Source organism: Frankia tisae, assembly GCF_025403405.1.
GTDB classification, from domain to species: Bacteria; Actinomycetota; Actinomycetes; order Frankiales; family Frankiaceae; genus Frankia; species Frankia tisai.
This window is the reverse complement of sequence record NZ_JANEZT010000084.1, coordinates 1-19809: the sequence shown is the minus strand read 5'-3', so window position 1 is coordinate 19809 and position 19809 is coordinate 1. Positions and strand designations below refer to the sequence as shown.

The 19809-nt window shown below is 72.8% G+C and carries 18 protein-coding genes; 10 read left to right on the top strand and 8 right to left on the bottom strand.

All coding sequences use genetic code 11. From position 1 onward, the window contains the following. Together NBZ85_RS10840 and NBZ85_RS10835 are read left to right on the top strand one after the other, a co-directional pair. Positions 1-463 (top strand): LysM peptidoglycan-binding domain-containing protein (locus NBZ85_RS10840; protein ID WP_261561876.1); only part of this gene is annotated, 463 nt, incomplete at its 5' end. A 27-nt stretch (positions 464-490) separates the two neighbouring features. Next, entirely contained in the window at positions 491-1207 is a 717-nt protein-coding gene (locus NBZ85_RS10835) for an Rv3235 family protein (RefSeq protein WP_261554798.1), read from the top strand. 112 nt (positions 1208-1319) lie between these two features. Here NBZ85_RS10835 and secA read toward each other — a convergent pair whose 3' ends face one another. Further along, entirely contained in the window at positions 1320-4265 is a 2946-nt protein-coding gene (secA, locus tag NBZ85_RS10830; RefSeq protein ID WP_261554799.1) for a preprotein translocase subunit SecA, read from the bottom strand. A 348-nt stretch (positions 4266-4613) separates the two neighbouring features. On the opposite strand from secA, the gene NBZ85_RS10825 reads away from it, so the two are divergent. Next, a complete protein-coding gene (locus NBZ85_RS10825) occupies positions 4614-5186 on the top strand; it encodes a GNAT family N-acetyltransferase (protein WP_261554800.1) in 573 nt (190 codons plus the stop codon). 1 nt (position 5187) lies between these two features. Here NBZ85_RS10825 and NBZ85_RS10820 read toward each other — a convergent pair whose 3' ends face one another. The 3 genes from NBZ85_RS10820 to NBZ85_RS10810 all read right to left on the bottom strand — a co-directional run bounded on the left by NBZ85_RS10820 (position 5188) and on the right by NBZ85_RS10810 (position 7964). Continuing rightward, positions 5188-5901 carry a response regulator gene (locus NBZ85_RS10820; protein WP_261554801.1) on the bottom strand — a complete coding sequence of 238 codons (714 nt, stop codon included), beginning with the start codon at positions 5899-5901 and terminating at the stop codon, positions 5188-5190. A gap of 132 nt (positions 5902-6033) precedes the next feature. Continuing rightward, a complete protein-coding gene (gene hpf / locus NBZ85_RS10815) occupies positions 6034-6828 on the bottom strand; it encodes a ribosome hibernation-promoting factor, HPF/YfiA family (protein ID WP_261554802.1) in 795 nt (264 codons plus the stop codon). A 326-nt stretch (positions 6829-7154) separates the two neighbouring features. Further along, the gene (locus NBZ85_RS10810) at positions 7155-7964 is read right to left on the bottom strand and encodes a ComF family protein (RefSeq protein WP_261554803.1); all 810 of its coding nucleotides are present in this window, start codon (positions 7962-7964) and stop codon (positions 7155-7157) included. A 548-nt stretch (positions 7965-8512) separates the two neighbouring features. Between NBZ85_RS10810 and NBZ85_RS10805 the strand changes: the two genes are divergently transcribed. The 5 genes from NBZ85_RS10805 to NBZ85_RS10785 are packed head-to-tail and all read left to right on the top strand — an operon-like array spanning position 8513 to position 14088. Next, on the top strand, positions 8513-9583 hold the full coding sequence (locus tag NBZ85_RS10805; RefSeq protein ID WP_261554804.1) for a hypothetical protein: 1071 nt from the start codon (positions 8513-8515) through the stop codon (positions 9581-9583). Continuing rightward, positions 9580-10302, top strand: a complete 723-nt coding sequence (locus tag NBZ85_RS10800) for a DUF4129 domain-containing protein (RefSeq protein ID WP_261554805.1) — start codon at positions 9580-9582, stop codon at positions 10300-10302. Before NBZ85_RS10805 ends, NBZ85_RS10800 begins: the two co-directional genes overlap by 4 nt. Further along, on the top strand, positions 10299-11717 hold the full coding sequence (locus NBZ85_RS10795) for a DUF4350 domain-containing protein (RefSeq protein ID WP_261554806.1): 1419 nt from the start codon (positions 10299-10301) through the stop codon (positions 11715-11717). The genes NBZ85_RS10800 and NBZ85_RS10795 overlap by 4 nt, the downstream gene beginning before the upstream one ends. Before the next feature lie 53 nt (positions 11718-11770). Beyond that, a complete protein-coding gene (locus tag NBZ85_RS10790) occupies positions 11771-12787 on the top strand; it encodes an AAA family ATPase (RefSeq protein ID WP_372517678.1) in 1017 nt (338 codons plus the stop codon). Positions 12788-12792: 5 nt separating this feature from the next. Then, complete coding sequence (locus NBZ85_RS10785; protein ID WP_261554807.1) at positions 12793-14088, top strand: DUF58 domain-containing protein; 1296 nt, start codon at positions 12793-12795, stop codon at positions 14086-14088. Between the two features lie 91 nt (positions 14089-14179). On the opposite strand, the gene NBZ85_RS10780 is transcribed toward NBZ85_RS10785, so the two are convergent. Next, positions 14180-14602 (bottom strand): nitroreductase family deazaflavin-dependent oxidoreductase, encoded by a 423-nt coding sequence (locus tag NBZ85_RS10780; RefSeq protein WP_261554808.1) that lies wholly within the window; start codon positions 14600-14602, stop codon positions 14180-14182. Between the two features lie 96 nt (positions 14603-14698). Continuing rightward, positions 14699-15829, bottom strand: coding sequence for an alkene reductase (locus NBZ85_RS10775; protein WP_261554809.1), 1131 nt, complete (start codon positions 15827-15829; stop codon positions 14699-14701). Between the two features lie 236 nt (positions 15830-16065). Here NBZ85_RS10775 and NBZ85_RS10770 point away from each other — a divergent pair, with 236 nt between their 5' ends. After that, positions 16066-16446, top strand: coding sequence for a VOC family protein (locus NBZ85_RS10770; RefSeq protein ID WP_261554810.1), 381 nt, complete (start codon positions 16066-16068; stop codon positions 16444-16446). Between the two features lie 172 nt (positions 16447-16618). On the opposite strand, the gene NBZ85_RS10765 is transcribed toward NBZ85_RS10770, so the two are convergent. Together NBZ85_RS10765 and NBZ85_RS10760 are read right to left on the bottom strand one after the other, a co-directional pair. After that, entirely contained in the window at positions 16619-17098 is a 480-nt protein-coding gene (locus NBZ85_RS10765) for a PPOX class F420-dependent oxidoreductase (protein WP_261554811.1), read from the bottom strand. Positions 17099-17173: 75 nt separating this feature from the next. Then, complete coding sequence (locus tag NBZ85_RS10760) at positions 17174-18184, bottom strand: stage II sporulation protein M (protein WP_261554812.1); 1011 nt, start codon at positions 18182-18184, stop codon at positions 17174-17176. A gap of 438 nt (positions 18185-18622) precedes the next feature. Between NBZ85_RS10760 and NBZ85_RS10755 the strand changes: the two genes are divergently transcribed. Next, entirely contained in the window at positions 18623-19396 is a 774-nt protein-coding gene (locus NBZ85_RS10755) for an RDD family protein (RefSeq protein WP_261554813.1), read from the top strand. Positions 19397-19809: the final 413 nt, after the last annotated feature.

Below are 19809 nucleotides of genomic sequence, written 5' to 3'. Positions count from 1 at the left end.
CCCTGACCCCGGCCCCCCCGTCCGGCTCACCGCGGCACGCACGTCGGTGAGTTGGCCGGATCTCGAACGCCCGGCCACCGATCCGCCGCGCACCGCGGCGCCGTCAACCGCACCGACCGGCCCGGCCCCCGCCGGCGGTGCCTCGACGGCGCCCGCACCGAAACCCCCGTCCTCGGCGCCGGCACACGACCCGCTTGTCCCGTCCTCGCACCGCGGCACGGGCGTCCCGGCCAGCCCGTCGGGCACCGGCCGGTCGCCCCGCGCCGACGAGGCCGAGGAGGTTGTCGTCCTGCGCGGAGACAGCCTGTGGACGATCGCCGCCCGCCATCTCGGTCCCACCGCCACGCCCGAGCAGATCTCGGTCGAATGGCACCGCTGGTGGGCGGCGAACTCCGACGTTATCGGCCACGACCCGAACGTGATCCTTCCCGGCCAACGCCTCATACCGCCATCCGGGCCCTGACCCCGCCCGCCACCATCGGAGCCTGCCGTGACCGCCACCTGTGCCCTGACCCTGCCCCGGCGACCACAGTCGGTCCCCGGCATACGGCTGCTCCCCGTCGCCCCGAACGAACCTCCCTACGACGACGAGCTCGATCCCGCCGCGAGCAACGCCGGCCGGGCAGGCCATGCTCGACTCCGGCCCTCCTCCCGGCGAGCCGGCGCCCCCGCCGACCGGTCAGGCCGGCCCGCGGCCGCTCCCGCCGGGGGCGGCCATCACCACGGCGAGCAGCGGGGCGGCGAACAGCGGGGCGGCGGCGGCACGGTCGCCGTGGACCGCTCGCCCCGGCGCCTGGCCGTGCCGGAGCAGGTGTTCAGCGAGGCGGGACGGCCGCTGCCAGACGATCTACCCGCGCCAGGACGCCGGCCGTCCCGTGGCCCCGCAGTCGGCAGGCCGGTCGCGCCCGCACGGGAGGCCGCGGTGATCGTCGTTCGGGCGATCGTCGAGGCACTCGGCGGCGTCCGTCCCGTGTCCCACCTCGCCGGTTGGACGACGCCCAGGCTTCAGAGCGATCTCGAACGCATCGCCGCGCAGCTCAGCGACCGCCGCCGCGGGCAGGTGCGCAGCGTACGGGTGAGCGAGCCGCGACCTGGCGTGGCCGAGGTGTCGGCAGTGATCACCCGGGGCGCGCGGGCCGCGGCGCTGGCGTTGCGGATGGAGGCCGCCGGCGGCCGCTGGCGAGTCACGACCCTGCAGGTCGGCTGACTCTGAACGGAGCCACGGCGCCTGCTTCCCGGTCGCCGGACGGCGGGGTCACCCGTCACCCGTCGTCCGGCGACCGGGAGCGGAGAGTGCAGGTGGTGCAGGTGATGCGGCCCTACTCGGCGTTGCGCCGCGCGGGATCGCCGTGGCACCGCTTGTATTTGCGTCCCGAGCCGCACGGGCAGGGGGCGTTGCGGGCGGGACGGGCACTCGCCTCCGTCGCCGATCCGCCGGCGGGACCGCGGGCGGCGCCGCCACCGACCGGCGACTCGGCGCCCGAGGCCAGGGTGGTGACCGGTCCGGAACCGCCGTCCACTGACGGCGCGGTGTAGCGAAGTCCGCCGGTCGGGCGGCGCGGTTCCAGGCCCTTGACGAAGACCGGCGGCGCGGCAGGCGGCGCCGGCGGGGCCGGGGCCTGCGGCGGCGTCCGACGCGCGGCCGCCTGGTCGTCCGCGGCGTCCGGCAGGGCCAGGGACGCCACCGCGGCGGGCAGGGCGGCGGCTCCCGCTGGAGGCGCGGGAGCGACGGCGACGATCTCCGCGGGAGCCGGTTCGGTCTCCTGGCCGGCGATCTGGACCTCGACGTTGAACAGGAGGCGGACGGACTCCTCCTTGATGCCCTCCATCATCGTCTGGAACATGTCGAAACCCTCGCGCTGGTATTCGACCAGCGGGTCACGCTGCCCCATCGCCCGCAGACCGATGCCCTCCTGCAGGTAGTCCATCTCGTAGAGGTGCTCACGCCACTTGCGGTCCAGCACGGCGAGGACGACCCGCCGCTCCAGCTCCCGCATGATCGGCTCGTCGTCGGCGCCTTCGCCGAGGTCGAGCTCGCGACGGTCGTACGCCTCCTGCGCGTCGGCCTGGACGTCCTCCAGCAGGTGGTCGGGGGTGAGCCCGTCGCGATCATCGGTGTCGGGCGCTTCCACCCCGACGGGGTAGAGCTGGCCGAGAGCGGTCCACAGAGTGTCGAGGTCCCACTCCTCCGGGTAGCCGTCCGCGGTGGCGCCGCGGACGTAACCCTCGACGGTGTCGTCGACGAAGTGCCGGACCTGCTCGTGCAGGTCGGCGCCATCGAGGACCTTGCGGCGCTCCTCGTAGATGACGGTGCGCTGCTTGTTCATGACCTCGTCGTACTTGAGGACGTTCTTGCGGATCTCGAAGTTCTGGCCCTCGACCTGGGTCTGGGCCGATCGGATCGCCCGCGTCACGATTTTCGACTCGATCGGGACGTCCTCGGGGATGTTGAGGCGATCCATGATCCCCTCGACGGCGGCGGCGTTGAACAGCCGCATGAGGTCGTCGCCGAGGGAGAGGTAGAAGCGCGACTCGCCGTGGTCGCCCTGCCGGCCGGCGCGACCGCGCAGCTGGTTGTCGATACGCCGGGACTCGTGCCGCTCGGTGCCGAGGACGTACAGGCCGCCGGCCTCCACGACATCCTCGTGCTCGGTCTTCACCGACTGCCGGGCCTTCTCCAGCGCCTCCTGCCAGGCGGCCTCGTAGTCCTCGGGAGTCTCGATGGGCGACAGTCCGCGCTGGCGCAGCTCGGCCTGGGCGAGGAACTCCGGGTTCCCGCCGAGCATGATGTCGGTACCGCGACCGGCCATGTTCGTCGCCACCGTGACGGCGCCCTTGCTGCCCGCCTCGGCGATGATGGTCGCTTCCCGCTCATGGTGCTTGGCGTTGAGGACCTCGTGCGGCACGCCCCGCTTGGTCAGCTGCTTGGACAGATACTCGGACTTCTCCACACTCGTGGTGCCGACCAGGACCGGCTGGCCCCTCTCGTGCCGCTCGGCGATGTCCTCGACCACAGCGTCGAACTTCGCGATCTCGGTCTTGTAGACGACGTCCGGCTGATCGTTTCGGATCATCGGCTTGTTCGTCGGGATCGGCACCACGCCGAGCGAGTAGATCTGGTGGAACTCGGCCGCCTCGGTCATGGCGGTACCGGTCATGCCAGAAAGCTTGTCGTAGAGCCGGAAGTAGTTCTGCAGGGTGATCGTCGCGAGAGTCTGGTTCTCCTGCTTGATCTCGACCTTTTCCTTGGCCTCGATCGCCTGGTGCATTCCCTCGCTGTAGCGCCGGCCGTGCAGCACGCGACCGGTGAACTCGTCGACGATGAGGACCTCGCCGTCGGTGACGATGTAGTCCTTGTCCCGCTTGTAGAGCTCCTTGGCCTTCAGCGAGTTGTTCAGGTAGCCGACGAGCGGGGTGTTCACCGACTCGTAGAGATTCTCGATGCCGAGCTGGTCCTCGACCTTCTCGACGCCGGACTCGGTGATGGCCACCGTCCGCTTGCCCTCTTCGACCTCGTAGTCGACGTCCCGCTCCAGCAGGGGGGAGATCCGGGCGAACTCCGTGTACCAGCGGGTCGGGTGGTCCGCCGGGCCACTGATGATCAGTGGCGTACGGGCCTCGTCGATGAGGATGGAGTCGACCTCGTCGACCACCGCGAAGTTATGGCCGCGCTGGACCAGCTCGTCCGCGCTCCAGGCCATGTTGTCGCGCAGATAGTCGAACCCGAACTCGTTGTTCGTGCCGTAGATGATGTCGCAGGCATACTGGGCGCGACGCACCGGGGGCGGCATCTGCGGGTGGATCACCCCTACGGTGAGCCCGAGGAAACGGTGGACGCGCCCCATGTTCTCGGCGTCTCGCTGGGCGAGATAGTCGTTGACCGTGACGATGTGCACGCCCTTGCCGGACAGGGCGTTCAGATACGCGGGCAGAGTGGAGACCAGCGTCTTACCCTCACCGGTCTTCATCTCGGCGATGTTGCCGAGATGAAGCGCCGCACCGCCCATGATCTGTACGTCGAAGTGCCGCTGACCGAGCGTGCGCCGGGCTGCCTCACGGACGGCGGCGAATGCCTCGGGCAGCAGGTCGTCGAGGGACTCTTTGCCCTCCCCGACGCGCTGGCGGAACTCGTCGGTCATGCCGCGCAGCTCGCCGTCGGACAGCCCGGTGAAGTCGTCCTCGATCAGGTTCACCTGCTCGGCGATCGCCTTGAGCTTGCGCAGAATCCGGCCCTCGCCGGCACGCAAGATCTTGTCTAGAACCACGGGCGAAACTCCTCCGGCTGGCATGTCGGCGAGGCACCGACCCCACGATGCTAGCCCCTGGACCGTCCCCCACAACATCCATCGGGACGCGGTTCCTCCGGCCGCGGTCGGCGACGGGCTGTGGGTGCAAGGACGAGGCGCCGACGCCCAGGGGCGGGGATTGCGTAAGCACAAACGACCAGTGCAACTCAGGCGACGGCGCGGGTACGCACGATCCGTCACCCGGTCCAACGAGCGGGAGTGCCGCGGGGTGCCCGGGACGGGTGGGCGCCGGCACCGGCCCAGGGCCGGTGCCCGGGTCGGACATGAGGGGCGCGGCGCGACGGTGAGCCGGTAGAAGGTTGAGTCATGCCGTCTCTCGAACCGGTGGAGATCACCGCCGGCCGCCTCCATCTACGCCCCTGGCGCCCCTACGACGTCGACGCCGTCCACCAGGCCTGCCAGGATCCGGAGATCCCCCGGTGGACCAGGTTGCCCACCCCGTACGGGCGCCACCACGCCGAGGACTTCGTCACCCGGGAGGCCCCCCGGAGCTGGGCAGACGGGACCGGAGCCGCGTTCGCGGTGGTCGACGCGACGACCGAGCAGTTGCTGGCCTCGGTCGCGCTGCTCCAGATAACCACCCGCAGCGACGCCGAGATCGGCTACTGGTGTGCGGCGCCGGCACGCGGCCAGGGCGTGATGTCACAGGCGGTGGCGACGCTGACCCGGTGGGCCTTCGGGGCGCTGGGACTGGCCCGGATCGAATGGCGGGCCGCGGTGGGCAACGTCGCCTCCCTCCGGGTGGCCGAGAAGAACGGATACACCTTGGAGGGAACCCTGCGACAGGCCCTGGTGGTGGGCGACGGGCGGCGGGTCGACTGCTGGGTGGGCTCGCGGCTCCCGGGCGACCCGCCCCCGCCCGGGGACCCACGGCGATGACTCAGGTGATTTCGAGAAGTTTCTCCCGCACCGCGTAGACCACCGCCTCCATCCTGGAATGCAGCTGCAGCTTCTCCAGGATGTTGCGGATGTGGTTCTTGACGGTGTTCTCGCTGATGTAGAGCTGCTTGGCGATGTCGCGGTTGTTCATGCCCTTGGCGACGAGACGCAGCACCTCCATCTCCCGGTCGGTGAGCCGGGGGGTGGGTAGCTGCGGCCGGTCGTCCTTGTTCTTGATCATCGCCGCGAACTCGCTGAGCAGCTTCGACGCCATCGACGGGCTGATCAGGCTCTGCCCGCCGTAGACGGCGCGGATGTCCGCGGCGACCTCGTCAATGGAGATCTCCTTGAGCAGGTAGCCCATGGCCCCTGCCTTGATCGCGTCGTAGAGGTCGGCCTCCTCGTCACTGATCGTCAACATGACGATCTTTGCACTCGGCACCGACTCCTTGATGGCGCTCGTGGCGTCGATCCCGCCGCGGCGCGGCATCCGCACGTCCATGAGCACGATGTCGGGAGCCATCTCCTTCGCCATGGTCACGGCCTCGGACCCGTCCGCAGCCTCCCCGACGACCTCGATGTCGACCTCCTGGCCCAGCACCATCTCCAACCCGCGCCGGAACAGGGCATGGTCGTCGACGATGAGCACCCGGATGGGGTTCGCCTCCGATGGCGTCGGCAGCACCTCCTCAGAGCGCTGCTCCTCCACCGTCATCTGACCTCCTAAGGACCATTTTCACCCCGGTCACGCCACCCCGCGCGACTACGCGCGGGGTGGCGTGCCGTGCACTCCGACACCCGAGGCAAATGGTCCCACGTCAGCCGGTGGACGTGACCTGCAGATCGTCTAAAGAGCGGCCGAGCTCGCGAACGCGCCGCGATCCTGCGCCGATCGGTCCACCTCACGGTGCGCGTCCAGTGACGCGGCGACCGCCGCCCCGGCCGAGCCCGCGAGCCTGATCACGCCGTAGTCGTAGCCGACGCGGCGGTAGACGACGCTGGGCAGGCCAAGGTCGACGTCCAGGAAGAGGTAGAAATCATGCCCGACCAGCTCCATGTTGGACAGGGCATCCTCGAGCGTCATCGCGTCGGCCTCGTGCGTCTTCTCCCGCACGACCAGCGGTGCCTGGTCCGCCGCCTCTCCCCGGCCGGCTGGGCTGCCCGCGGCGGCGAGCGCGTCGACGGGGGTCGCGACGACCGGGCGCGCGGAACTTCCCACGGACGGTTGCGCTTCGGTGGCGGGACGCAGGTCGGCCGGCCGGGTGCCCTCCAGGGGCATCAGGCTCTCCAGGGGCACGGAAGTGATGCCGGCCGGCTTCGCGCCGGCGTGGTTGGCGTGGTGGCGGACCCGCCGGTCGGCGGCGCGACGCAGGCGCTCGGCGAGCTTGCCGGTGGCCAGATCGAGGGCGGCGTAGCAGTCGGCGGCGGCGGCCTCGGCCCGGATCACCGGACCCCGCGAGTACACGGTGAGTTCGACCCGATCGCAGACGTGGGACAGCCGGGGGTTGTGTTCCTTCGACAGCTCGACGTCGACGCTGATGATGTTCGAGTCCAGCCGCTCCAGCTTGGCGAGCTTGGCCTCGACATGGTTGCGGAACCGTTCCGGAACCACGGTGTGCCTGCCCTTGACCACGATGTCCACGCGATCCACCTCCCGTTCGCCATTCCCGGCGACGCGGCTTGCGCCAACGGCCAGCCGTGCGCCGGCGAGTTGCGGCGTCCCCCGGGATACGCCCGGCCTCGGGCCGAGACGATCCACGGACGCCCTGTCCACGGTTGTCGCACCTTCCGTCGTGCCGTTTGCGGTCAGTCGCCCGCGTTCGGCTCCTTCCCCGCTGCGGCGGCCCTACTCCGCCCGTCGGCCCAGCATCCACACGACACGTGCGCTAAGCCGGCAGGCACGAGGGCCCGCCACCGCCCGTTCCTTCGCCCCTTGCGAGCGGACCCGGACGGTGCGTACCGGCAGTTTCACCCCGGCAGGCCGTGGATCGCGGGCAGGGCGACTTTTCCGCGCGTCGGATCGACCACCGCGACCACGGCGACCGCAGCGGTTCGCACGGAGGCGGCCCGCAGCGCTCGCACCGCCTCGGCCACCGTCGCCCCAGTCGTCAGCACGTCGTCGATGACGATGACCCGCGCGCCCGCCGGTAACGCCGCACGCCGAGCCACCCGCGCCGGATTGGCCAGCTCGAAGGCGCCGGCGAGGTTCGCCGCCCGCGCCGTAGCGCCCAGCCCGGCCTGGTCGGCGAGCCGGCGCACCGGCCGTAGCACGGGCGCGACGCGCACCCGGTGACCGTGGCGGCGCAGCACAGCGGCTGCTGCGGAACACAGCAGGGCGAGATGATCGAAGCCGCGCCGGCGACGGGCCGCCGCAGTCGAGGGGACCGGCACGAGCACGAACGCAGGCGCGGGTGGCGACGGGGCCCAGACGCCGGCGGGCCCACCCGAGGCGGCCGGGAGCGCCCGCGCGACCGCGCGGGCCAGTGCGGCCCCCAGCGGGCGGGCGGCATCCACCCGGCCGCGCTCCTTGTAAGCCAACAGCAGCGACCGGACCCGGCCACCGTAGTGAGCCGCCGCCAGGCACGGCGGCAGCCCCCGCCGCCGCGGGGTGGCCATGGGACCCGCGACGGCGAGGAAGGCTGGACCGCGCAGCTCCGCGGCGCATGCCCGGCACACCGACGCCCCGCGACCACCGCAGCCGGCGCAGGACAGCGGCACGATCAGGTCGGCGAGGATCGCCAGGTTCCGGGCGAACAGGGGCAGAAATGCGTGGGCCATGAAGGGAAGGATCACCGTCGACCGAGGCATTCGCCAGCCCCGCGGCCAATCTGTGGACAACGCACCCCGCGCATTGCGCGCGGGGTGTGGACACGCATGGACACCCACGCATGGACGCCCACGGGTGGCCGAGCCAAGCTGCCCGAGCCCAGCGGCATCGGCAGGTCATCGCACGGTGACCCGGCGCCGTCTGAGACGATCGGTACCGGGCGGATCATCTCCCTGAGACGGACCGTGCGTGGTGCAGCCGATCGGGAGCACATCCGGGCGGCCGATCCCGACCGCACCCGGCACCATTCGCGTGCCGGCCTCGGCACACCCGTCCCAGGGCACAGAAACCGGACGACAGGGAAGCAGCGCCGCTCGGCGTCCGCCCCCGGACAGATCTCTGACCGGGAAAACCTGGAGCCCCATGCTCCCCATGAGCGGCCGTGAGACGTGAGCGATCTCAGGACCGTTGAACGACCGCAGGATTTCGAACGGCCGCAGGACCGATGAGCGGCGCCCGGCCCAGGAGCGACGCCCGAACGACGAGTGGAGACACATCGATGACCGACGGACCCGGCTGGGCCGCACCCGGCACATCGTCGCCCCCGGGCGACGGTTCCGCCGGGCCGTCGTGGGGCACGCCGCAGCCCCACGGCGGGTGGGGGCGACCCGACCAGCCGCCGGTGCCCCCCGGCCCGCCCTCGCAGGGCGGGCCGCCCGGATGGCACGGACCCCCGCCGGGCGGGCCGCCCGGATGGCACGGACCCCCGCCGGGTCCACCGGGACCGTGGCGGTGGGGGTCGGCGGCGCCCAAGCCGGGGATCATCCCGCTGCGTCCGCTGGCACTCGGCGAGATCCTGGACGGCACCTTCGCCACGATCCGCGAGAACCCGGGCGCGACCATCGGTGTGACGCTCGCGTCCGCGACCGTCGTCGAGACGATCTCGACGGTGGTGCGGATCAGCACCGAGCACGCCTCGACGACGGTGTCGGTGCTGAGCACCCTCGCGACCGTCGCGCTCGACCTCGTTCTCGGGCTGTTCCTGTCCGGCGTGCTCAGCGTGGTCGTGAGCGAGGCGACGCTGGGCAGCCGCATCGGCCCGATCGAGGCCGTCCGACGGGTCGCCCCGCGTCTCGGCGGCCTGTTCGCCCTCACAATCATCATCGCGGTGGCGGTGGCGCTCGGGCTGGTCGCTCTGCTCGTCGGCGCCGCCGTCGTGGGCGTCTATCTGGGGCTGTCGACGCCCGCGTACGTCCTCGAGGGCGGCAGCGTGCGCCATGCCCTGCGCCGGTCGGTGACGATCGTGCGCGGCTCCTGGTGGCGGACGCTGGGCATCCTGGTTCTCACGGCGCTCATCGCGTTCATGCTCAGCGGGGTCCTCGCCGTCGTCACCGCGGTGATCCTGGGGTCGTCGTCGGTGTTCGGTGATTTCCTCGACGGCGACCTCACGGTGACCGGCCACATCGTCGAGGGGCTCAGCAACCTGCTGGCCACGACGATCTCGACACCGATCGTCTCCGGCACGGTCGTGCTGCTGTACATCGATCTACGGATCCGGCGGGAGGGCTTGGACGTCACCCTCGCCGAGGCCGCACGGGCCCGCGCGGCCGGGGTGAGGACGCCCGGATGACCCTGGGCGGTCCGGTCACCCGCGATGGTGCCCGGGAGGAGGCGCACCGCGAGCTGTCGAACCGCATCTATGGCGACAGCCGGCCGCACTGGTGGAACCGGCTGCTCAGCTGGATCGACGACCGGGTCGCGGACCTGTTCGACTGGGTACTGCCGCACAGCGGGACTGGCGGCGGCTCGCACGGGCTCGGGGTCCTCGCGCTCGTGGCGGTGCTCGTCGTCGGGGCGATCGCGGTGCGGTGGTGGCTGGGTCCGGTCCGGCGGACCGCGCGGGCGCGGCAGGCGGCCGCGGACGACCTGTCCAGCCCGCTGACCGCCGCGCAGCTGCGGGTCGAGGCCAACCGGCACGCGGCCGACGAGGACTACGCGCGGGCGGTGCGCTCCCGGCTGCGGGCGATCGTGCGGATGCTCGAGGAGAAGGGCGTGCTCGATCCGCGCCCCGGGCGCACCGCCGGCGAGCTCGTCGCCGAGGTCGCCCGGATCGCCCCGGCCGCCGACCGCGTCCCGGGCGGTCCGGGCGACTCCGGCCATGCCCCGGGCGGCGGGCAGGCTGCCATGGCCGCCGCGGTGGAGATCTTCAGCGAGATCTGGTACGGCGGGCGCCCGGCCACCGCCGCCGGGTACCAGGTGCTCGTCGACGCGGACACCGCGCTGTCTCACCTGCGGCGCGGCACGGGCGGGCGGGACAGCGCGGCGGGCAGCCTCGCGGTGCCGGCATGACGGCCAGCGGCACCCTGGCCCCGGGCGGCGCCAGCGCGGGTGGCGTTTCGCCCAGCGCGGTGCGCAGCGGCCCCCGGCCGCCGGCGGTGCGCCGCGGGGTCCTCGTGGCGGCCGTCGTCGGCGCCCTGCTGCTTGGCTTCCTGATGGTCACCGCCCTGGTCACCCGCCCGGCCGGACGCCCGGCGCTGGACCTGGCATCGACCGAGTCCGATGGGACCCGCGCGCTGGCCCAGATCCTGCGCGCCCGCGGCGTGGTGGTGTCCCCCGCGGACGCCGTGCCCGCGGAGTCGGCCGGTCAGCAGGACACACTCGTCGTCGTCCGCCCCGGACGGCTGACCCACGATGCGCTCACCGGCCTGCTCGGCCGCGTCTGGCGGGGCTCCGACATCGTGCTGGTGGCACCGGGCGACGCCGTACTAGACGCGCTTGACGTGGGCGTCGTCACAGCTGACCGGCAGCCGGCGGGCGGCGAGTCCGACCCGCGTTGCGCGATGCCCGAAGCGGCGGCGGCAGGCAGCGTCACGATCGGCGGGAGTCGCGTCTTTACCCGGACCGACGATGGCGATCTCGGCGACATGAAGTTAACTCTGTGCTACGGCGACCCGTCTGGCGCGGCCCAGCTCGCGGTGCTCACCCCCGGCCGGGCCGCAGCGGGTCCCGCGGCCGGGCGGCTGGTCCTGCTCGGCTCCGCGGACTTCCTCACCAATCAGGAGCTGGACCATTCGGGCAACGCGGCGCTCGCGCTCGGCCTGCTCGCCCGGCATCCCACGCTGTCCTGGATCACCCTGGCCGCGGATGCCGACGGCGGGGTCGGTACCCGCAGCGTGGCCGAACTGCTGCCCGCCGGGTTTCGCTGGGCCTGCCTGCAGACCGGGGTCGTGCTGGTGCTGCTGGCGCTGTGGCGGGGGCGGCGGCTGGGGCCGCCGGTGCCCGAGCCGCTGCCCGTGATCGTGCGGGCCGCGGAGACGGTGGAGGGCCGCGGCCGGCTCTACGCCGCCGCGCACGCCCGCGACCGGGCCGCCGATGCGCTGCGGGCCGGCACCCGGGTTCGGCTGGCGGAACGCACCGGGCTGCCGGCATTCGCCGGACCAGGCAGAGCAACCGGACCCGATCCCGTAGCCCTCGTGGCCTCCATCAGCGAACGGACCGGGCGGTCACCCTCGGAAATCGGATCGCTCCTGTACGGTTCGGGCATGCCGCCGCAGACCACCGGCGTACCCAGCCCAATCGGGTGGGCCCGGGACCGCTACCAGTCGCGTCGCCTCCCACCGGACGTATTCCGGCCGGCAGCGCAGGCGGCGGACGGCGGGCCCGGCCCCCGCCGCGGCACCGGCCGGCCGGGCGAGCAGGATGCCGCACTGCTCGCCCTGGCTCGGGCGCTCGACGAACTCGACCGACAGGTAGGTGGACGGTGACCTCCCGCAACATCGACGCGGAGCCGGCCGCCGCAGCGGCGCAGCCCGCCCAGCTGCCCGGGGAGCCCGCCAGCCCGGTACCCGCTGTACCACCGGCCCGGGATGCCGCACCGCCCGACGCCGACGCGGCGCGCCGGGCGCTGATCGCGTTGCGCGGCGAGGTCGCCAAGGCCGTGGTCGGCCAGGACGCCGCCGTCAGCGGGCTGGTCGTCGCCCTGCTCTGCCGCGGGCACGCGCTGCTCGAGGGCGTGCCGGGCGTGGCGAAGACGCTGCTCGTGCGCACCCTGGCGACCGCGCTGTCGCTGGACACCAAGCGGCTGCAGTTCACCCCGGATCTGATGCCGGGAGACGTCACCGGCTCGCTCGTCTACGACAACCGCAGCTCGGCGTTCACCTTCCGCGAAGGTCCGGTCTTCACGAACCTGCTGCTCGCCGACGAGATCAACCGGACCCCGCCGAAGACCCAGGCCGCCCTGCTGGAGGTGATGGAGGAACGGCAGGTCAGCGTGGAGGGAACGCCCCGGCTGCTGCCCACCCCGTTCGCCGTCCTGGCAACCCAGAATCCCGTCGAGCACGAGGGCACCTACCCGCTGCCCGAGGCACAGCTCGACCGTTTCCTGGTAAAGGTGACGCTGCCGCTGCCGCCGCGCGACGACGAAATCCGGGTGCTGGCCCACCACGCCGGCGGCTTCGACCCGACAAATCTGGCTGCGGCCGGCGTGCGCCCGGTCGCGGGCCCGGCGGAGCTGGCCGCGGCGCGGGCCGCGGTGCTCGCCGTCGCGGTGCACCCGGAGGTGCTGGCCTACATCGTCGACCTGGCGCGGGCGACCCGGGTGGCGCCGAGCGTGCAGCTCGGAGTGTCGCCGCGTGGGGCCACCGCGCTCCTGGCGACCAGCCGGGCCTGGGCATGGCTGTCCGGGCGCGGCTACGCGACCCCCGACGACGTCAAGGCCCTGGCCCGGGCGACGCTGCGGCACCGGATCAGCCTGCGGCCCGAGGCCGAGCTCGACGGCGTCACCGCGGACATAGTCCTGGAACAGGTGCTGGCCACCGTCCCGGTGCCCCGGTAGGCCCGGTGGCGATCACTGGCCGCGCCGTCGCGCTGGCCCTGCTCGGGGTGCTGGTCGTCCTGCTCTCCCCCGCGCCCGGCCTGGCGATGCTGCTCGTCGACCTGGTGGTCGTGGGGCTCGTCGCGGTCGACCTCACGCTGGCCGGCGGGGTCCGCACCCTGGAGTTCACCCGGTCGGGGCCGACCTCCGCCCGGCTCGACCAGCCGGTCGGACTCGTGCTCGGGATCGCCAACGACGGCGCCCGGACCGTGCGAGCCCGAGTGCGCGACGCCTGGCCGCCGTCCGCGGGCGCCCGGCCGCGGGTGCACCGGGTGGTCGTCCCCGCCGGGGAACGGCGCTTCCTGGAGACGACGCTGTACCCGACGCGGCGCGGCGACCGAGAGCCCTTCCGGATCACGGTGCGTTCCCTCGGCCCGCTGGGCCTCGCCGGCCGGCAGGGCCGCCACCACTGCCCGTGGCGGATCCGGGTGCTGCCGCCGTTCACGTCGCGCCGGCACCTGCCCGCGGCGCTCGCCCGACTGCGGGAGATCGAGGGTGAGGTCGCGATCCGCGGGGCCGGCGCGGGCTCGGAGTTCGACAGCCTGCGCGACTACGTGATCGGCGACGACGTCCGCCTGATCGACTGGCGGGGCACCGCGCGGCGCGGGGCGGTCGTGGTCCGGACCTTCCGGCCGGAGCGGGACCGGCGGGTGGTCTGCGTCCTCGACACCGGGCGCACCTCCGCCGGCCGGATCGGCGACGTCCCTCGGCTGGACCATGCGCTCGACGCCGCGCTGCTGCTCACCGCGGTCGCGCTGCGGGCCGGCGACCGGGTCGGGCTCATCGCGCACGACAGTGTGCCCCGGGTGACACTGCCCGGTTCGCACGACCACGCGTTCCTGGCCCGGATGACCGACGCCATGGCCCGGTTGGAGCCTGCCATCGTCGAGGCGGACCACGCCGGGATCGTCTCGACGGTGCTGCGGGAGACCTCGCGCCGCTCCCTGGTCGTGCTGTTCACCGAGCTGGTGCCGGCCGTCATCGAGGAGGGTCTGCTGCCGGCGCTGGGCACGTTGACGGCCCGGCACACCGTCGTGGTGGCGGCGCTGCGCGACCCCCGCGTCGACGAACTGGCCGCCGGCCGCGACGACGTCCGCTCCGTGTACGCCGCCGCGGCCGCCGAACAGACCCTGATGCGCCGCCGCGAGCTCATCGAGACGCTGCGCCGCCGCGGCGTCGAGGTCGTCGACGCACCGCCCGCCGCCCACGCCGCCGCCGTCACCGACGCCTACCTCACCCTGAAGTCCCTCGGCCGGCTCTGACCCACCCCGAGCCGGCCCGCCAGCTCCCGGCGCGCACCGCCGCGGCAGGCGGGTGCCGGCGGAGTCGCCGGAATCGCCGCGGCGGGCGCCGTCAGGTTGCGGCGACGGGGGTCAACGCGATGACGGGGATCTTCCGGCCGGCCTTCGCCTCGTACTCGGCGAAGGCCGGGTAGTTCGCGGCGTGCCGGGCGTAGATGGCGTCACGTTCGGCGCCGGTGACCTCGTCGACGCGCACGGCCAGGGTCCGGGCGTCGACCTCGATCTTCGCCTCGGGATACGCCTTCAGGTTGTGGTACCAGGCCGGATCTTTGGGCGCCCCGGCGTACGAGGCGAACACCAGGTATCGGCCGCCGTCCTCGGCGTACACCACCGGGTTGATCCGCGGGTTGCCGCTGCGGGCCCCGGTGGTGTGCAGCAGCAGGATCGGCGTTCCCGCGAACTGACCACCCGGGTGCCCCTGCGTTGCCCGGAAATCGGCGATGATCCGGGCGTTGAAGTCGTCGGTGTCTGCCATGGGCGGGCGCTTCCCTTCTCGGGCTGCAGGTCAATTCCAGACGGTATACGAGAGCCCGGCATTGACCTTCGGCCCGACACTGATCTTCGCTGTGGCTCAGGCAGGCAGGACCGCGACGGTTGGCTCCTGGGCGGGCACGGCGGGAGCGCCGGTCGCCACCGGGGGCAGCGGCGGGTAGTCCAGGTAACCGCGGTCGTCGCCGCCGTAGAAGGTGTCCCGGTCGGCCGGGTTGAACGGTCCGCCGGCCGCGAGCCGGGCGGGCAGGTCCGGGTTGGCGAGGAACTGAGCCCCGAAGCTGAGCAGGTCGGTGGTGCCGTCCTCGACGAGGGGAAGGTCCGCGGGCCCGGTCGGCCGGTCGCCCGTGGCCGGGTTGAGGATCAGCGTGCCGCCGAAGCCGCGGCGTAGCTGCACGGTCAGCGAACGTTCGGCGTTCTCGGCGATGTGCAGGTAGGCCAGGCCGAGCGGGCGCACCGCGTCCACCAGTGCGGTGTAGGTGGCGGGCACGTCGTCGACGACCATGTCGTTGAAGCTGCCGCCAGGTGAGATCCGCAGTCCGACCCGGTTCGCGCCGACCGCCTCGACCACAGCCCGGGTGACCTCGACGGCGAACCGGATCCGGCCGGCGACCGAGCCACCCCAGCCGTCGGTGCGGCGGTTGGCGTTCGTGGCCAGGAACTGGTTGATGAGGTAGCCGTTCGCACCGTGCACCTCGACGCCGTCGAAGCCGGCGGCGACCGCGTTGCGGGCCGCCGCGGCGAACTCCGCGACGAGCTCGGGAATCTGCTCCTCGGTCAGTTCGGCCGGGGTTTCGAAGTCCGCCATGCCCGCGCCGGTGAACACCTGACCGGCAGGGCGGACCGCGGAGGGGGCGACCGGGACCGCGCCCGCGGGCAGCAGGCTCGGGTGGCTGATCCGCCCGGCGTGCATGAGCTGGGCGAAGATCACGCCGCCGGCGTCGTGGACGGCGGCGGTGACCGCCCGCCACGCCTGGACCTGCTCGGCGCTGTGCAGGCCGGGGGTGTTCGGGTAACCCTGGCCGATGGCGGAGGGCTGGATGCCCTCGGTGATGATCAGTCCGGCGGTGGCCCGCTGGGCGTAGTAGGTCGCCATCGACGGCGTGGGGGTGGTGCCGGGGCCGAACGCCCGGTTACGGGTCATCGGCGCCATGGCGATGCGATTCGCCAGACGCAGGCCAGCCAGATCGATCGGATCGAAGGCGGTGGTCACCGGACTTCCTCTCGTCGCCGTCACGCCCCCGCCGAGCGCGGTCGCGGACTACCTGTCCGAACAGGAATCCCGCCGACGGCCCTTCCCAGCCGAACGGAATGTGGTCCGTGACACAGGTTGGCTCGGCGTTGACGAGCAGGACCGCGGCGGAGAGCGCCGGGTGCCGCGCGGAGCCCGGGAGCGGAGCCCGGGAGCGGAGCCCAAAAACTGTCGGATTTCCTCGCTACCATGCCACCATGCTTGATCACATCAGTGTCCAGGCAGCCGACGTCGAGGCGTCGGTCGCCTTCTACCTGCGTACCTTCGCGGCCATCCGCATCTGCGAAGCGAAGCGATTCCCCTTCGGCGATTCTGTGATGGTCGGCCTGTCCGGGCCGGACGGGTTTCCGTCGTTCTGGCTCAGCCCCGCGGCCGGCGCCGAGACTCGGGAGGTGCACGTGGCCTTCCGCGCCGCGGACCGGGCGGCCGTCGACGCGGTGCACGAGGCTGCGGTGCGCGACGGCGTCGAGGTGCTGCACGCGCCGCGCCTCTGGCCCGAGTACCACCCGACCTACTACGCCGTCTTCCTGCGCGATCCCGACGGCCACAACGTCGAGGCCGTCCACCACGGGTTCTAGGCACGCGGAGGATCGGCAATGGCCACCACCGCTGCGCGCACCGAGATCCTGAACATCTCCGTCGAGGTGACGGGGCCCGCCGACGGGCCGCCGGTGCTGCTGCTGCTGCACGGCTGGCCAAACGCCGATCACTCTGAACGCCTGGCGGCCGCGCGCAGGCCCCCGGGCCGGGCTAGCCCTCGTCGGCCGGGGCGAGCAGTCGGGCGGGGAAGCCGCCGCGGCTGATCGGCCCCCACCGCTCGATCCGCAGCCGGAGCAGCACCTTCTCCTGGCGGCGCATGGCCTCGCGGTACTCGTCCCAGTCAGGATGCTCGCCGCTGATGCAGCGGAAGTACTCCACCAGCTCCTCGACCGCGCCGGGCTGGTCGACCACCGTGATCGTGCCGTCGACCTGGACCCAGTCGCCGTTGAACGCCTCCGACAGCACGCACATCGACGCCCGCGGGTCGCGGCGCGCATTGCGGGTCTTCGCCCGCTCCGGGTAGGTCGCCACAACGACGTCGCCCGCGGTGTCGACTCCCATCGTCACCGGGGACAGCTGCGGGCCGCCGTCGCGGCGGGTGGTGACGAGGATGCCGCGGTGGCGGGGGCGGACGAAGTCGAGCAGGCCCGCGCGGTCGACGCTGACATCCCTGGCTGCGGTCGGACTCATCCTGGCAGCGTATGCGGCGCCCAGCGCCAGGCGCCGGGCGCCGGAAGCCAGGCGCCGGGCGCCGGGCGCCGGAAGTCAGACCACGGGGGCGAGGTCGACACCGCCGTGGGCGGCATCGAGGTCGGCCGTCTCGCCGGCCGCGGCCGCTCGCGCCCCGAAGCCCCAGATGTAGGCGATGAAGCCGGCCCAGGCCAGGACGCCGATCCCGATCCGGACCGCCGTCGGCAGTCCAGAGGGCGTCACGAACGCCTCGATGAAGCCGGAGACCGCCAGGGCCAGCGCGCTGCCGAGCGTGATCGGCACCGCCGCCCGCCCCTCCGCGGCCAGCGCCTCGACGCGGCGCCGCGGGCCCGGCTCGATGATCGACCAGCCCAGCCGCAGCCCCACCGCGCCCGCGAGGAACACGACCGTGAGCTCCAGCAGGCCGTGCGGGAGGATCAGGCTCCAGAACTGGCCGCTCTGCCCGCAGCTGGCCATGTACCCGCCGACCACCCCGGTGTTCAGCGCGTTCACCAGCAGCGCCAGCAGGGTCGGCAGGCCGAGCAGCGCGCCGGTGGCGACCGCCGTCGCGGATACCCAGGCGTTGTTCGTCCAGACCTGGCCGGCGAACGAGGAGGCCGGGTTCTCCGTGTAGTAGGACGCGAAGTCGGAGCGGCACAGGTCGGCGACGGCGCTCGGTGTGTGCAGGTTGGCCTGCGCGTCGGCATCGTGGAAGATCCACAGCCCGGCGGCCAGCGCGACCAGCAGCGACCCGAGCGCCGTGACGATCACCCACCGCCGGCGCTCGTAGACGGCGAGCGGGAACGTCACGGCGAAGAAGCGGCCGACGACATGCCAGCCGGGGTCGGGGGCCCCGGCGACCACCGCGCGGGCGCGGGTCACCAGGTTGGTGAGGTCGTCGACGAGGCTGGTGTCGTAGGAGCGGGTGCGGATCACCGACAGATGGGTCGCGGTCCGCTGGTAGAGCTCGACCAGCTCGTCGAGCTCGTCGGCGCTCATCCGGCGCGGCCGGGCGGCCCGGTCGACGAGCCGGCCGAGGCGGATCCACTCCGGACGGTGCACGGCGACGAACGCATCGAGATCCATGGCGGCCTTATCCTCGCAGACGGGCGGCGGCACCGGGACACCCCGCCACCACCGCCTGTGACCCTGCTGTCCGTCAGGACCCGTCGCCGCCATCGAGGGCCAGGACGGCGAAGTCCGCGAGGCCGGCGGCGATCGCGGCGATCGTCGGGTACTTCCCGATGTTGTCATCGAGGCCGCCGCCCAGACGTCTGGATACCGGCAGATTGTGTCGGGGCCTGCGGAGTAAGTGACGGTAGTCTGCCGACGCAGACCGACGCAGACCGATGCAGACCGTTTTGACACCGCTGGCGGGCGCCGGACCCGCTCCGGATCACCCGGACGGGCCGCCCTGGGTACCCGGCAGACACCATATGGTGAGATCCGCACGCGCATCGAGATCCCGGGGGCCCCATGAACAAGGTCGTCCGGAGCGGCCCCCCCGGGGCGGGGCACGCCGGCATGGCGCCGGGCACGGAGTCGATCATCACCGGCGAGGCGGTCGCCATCGACCTGCGGGTGGCCCGGCTTGGTTCGCGCCTGGTGGCCGGGCTGATCGACCTGCTCGCCCAGCTCTACATCCTCTACGTTCTCGGCGCCCTCGTCGTGCTTGTCGTGCGGCCCGACGACGACGCGCTGGTCGCCACAACCTTCCTGCTGATCTACGTCACCATGGTGCTGGGCTACCCGGTGGCGTGCGAGACGCTGAGCCGCGGGCGGACCCTCGGCAAGATGGCATTGGGCCTGCGGGTGGTCCGCGACGACGGCGGGCCCATCCGGTTCCGGCACGCCCTCACCCGCGGGCTCATCGGCGCGATCATCGAACGCCCCGGGATGCTGATCGGCCTGCCCGCCATCATCAGCATGATCGCCTCACGGCGCAGCAAGCGCCTGGGGGACGTGTTCGCCGGGACGGTTGTGTTGCAGGTGAGCGTGCCGCGCACGGTCGGCGCCGCGCCGTTCGTCCCGCCGCCGCTGCTCGGCTGGGCGGCCCTGCTCGACCTGACCGGACTCGACGACGACCTCGCCCTGCGCGCCCGGCAGTTCCTGAGCCGTTCCCATGCCCTGTCACCGCAGGCACTGGACCGCCTCGGGCGAGGCCTGGTCGACGAGGTGCGCGCAGTCGTCACGCCGCCACCACCCCCCGGCACGCCGGGCTGGGCCTACCTGTCGGCGGTGCTCGCGGAGCGCACCCGCCGGGCCTACGCACGGCTCGCCGGGCAGCGCCGGTCATGATCCCCGCGGCTCGACTTCGAGGCGCAGATCGCTCGCCGGCCGCGGCACCTGGGGGGACCCGTCCGGCCCGCCGAATCCGGGCCATCGGACCCCCACGCCCTTAACGGTCACTGAACAATCCGAGGCGTACCGCTCACACCTGGCCCGCCGGCTCGCCTGGACAGGAAACGCTCGTCTACCGTTACCAGCGGTATAGGACCGTCCATGCCAACTGCCGTGAATCGGCGCCCGCCCACAGCCAGGTTTGCTTCGCCCGAACTGCTCCGTCAGCCCGCGAGCGCCCGGTGCCGATGAGCGACCAAGCGCCGGGTCACGCATGCTGGTTGAGGTCCCACGAAGATCCCGGCGGTTCCGCCGGCCCACCGAGGGGGTGACGTCGACGTCTGGCGGACGGGAGTCGAGCACTCCATCCC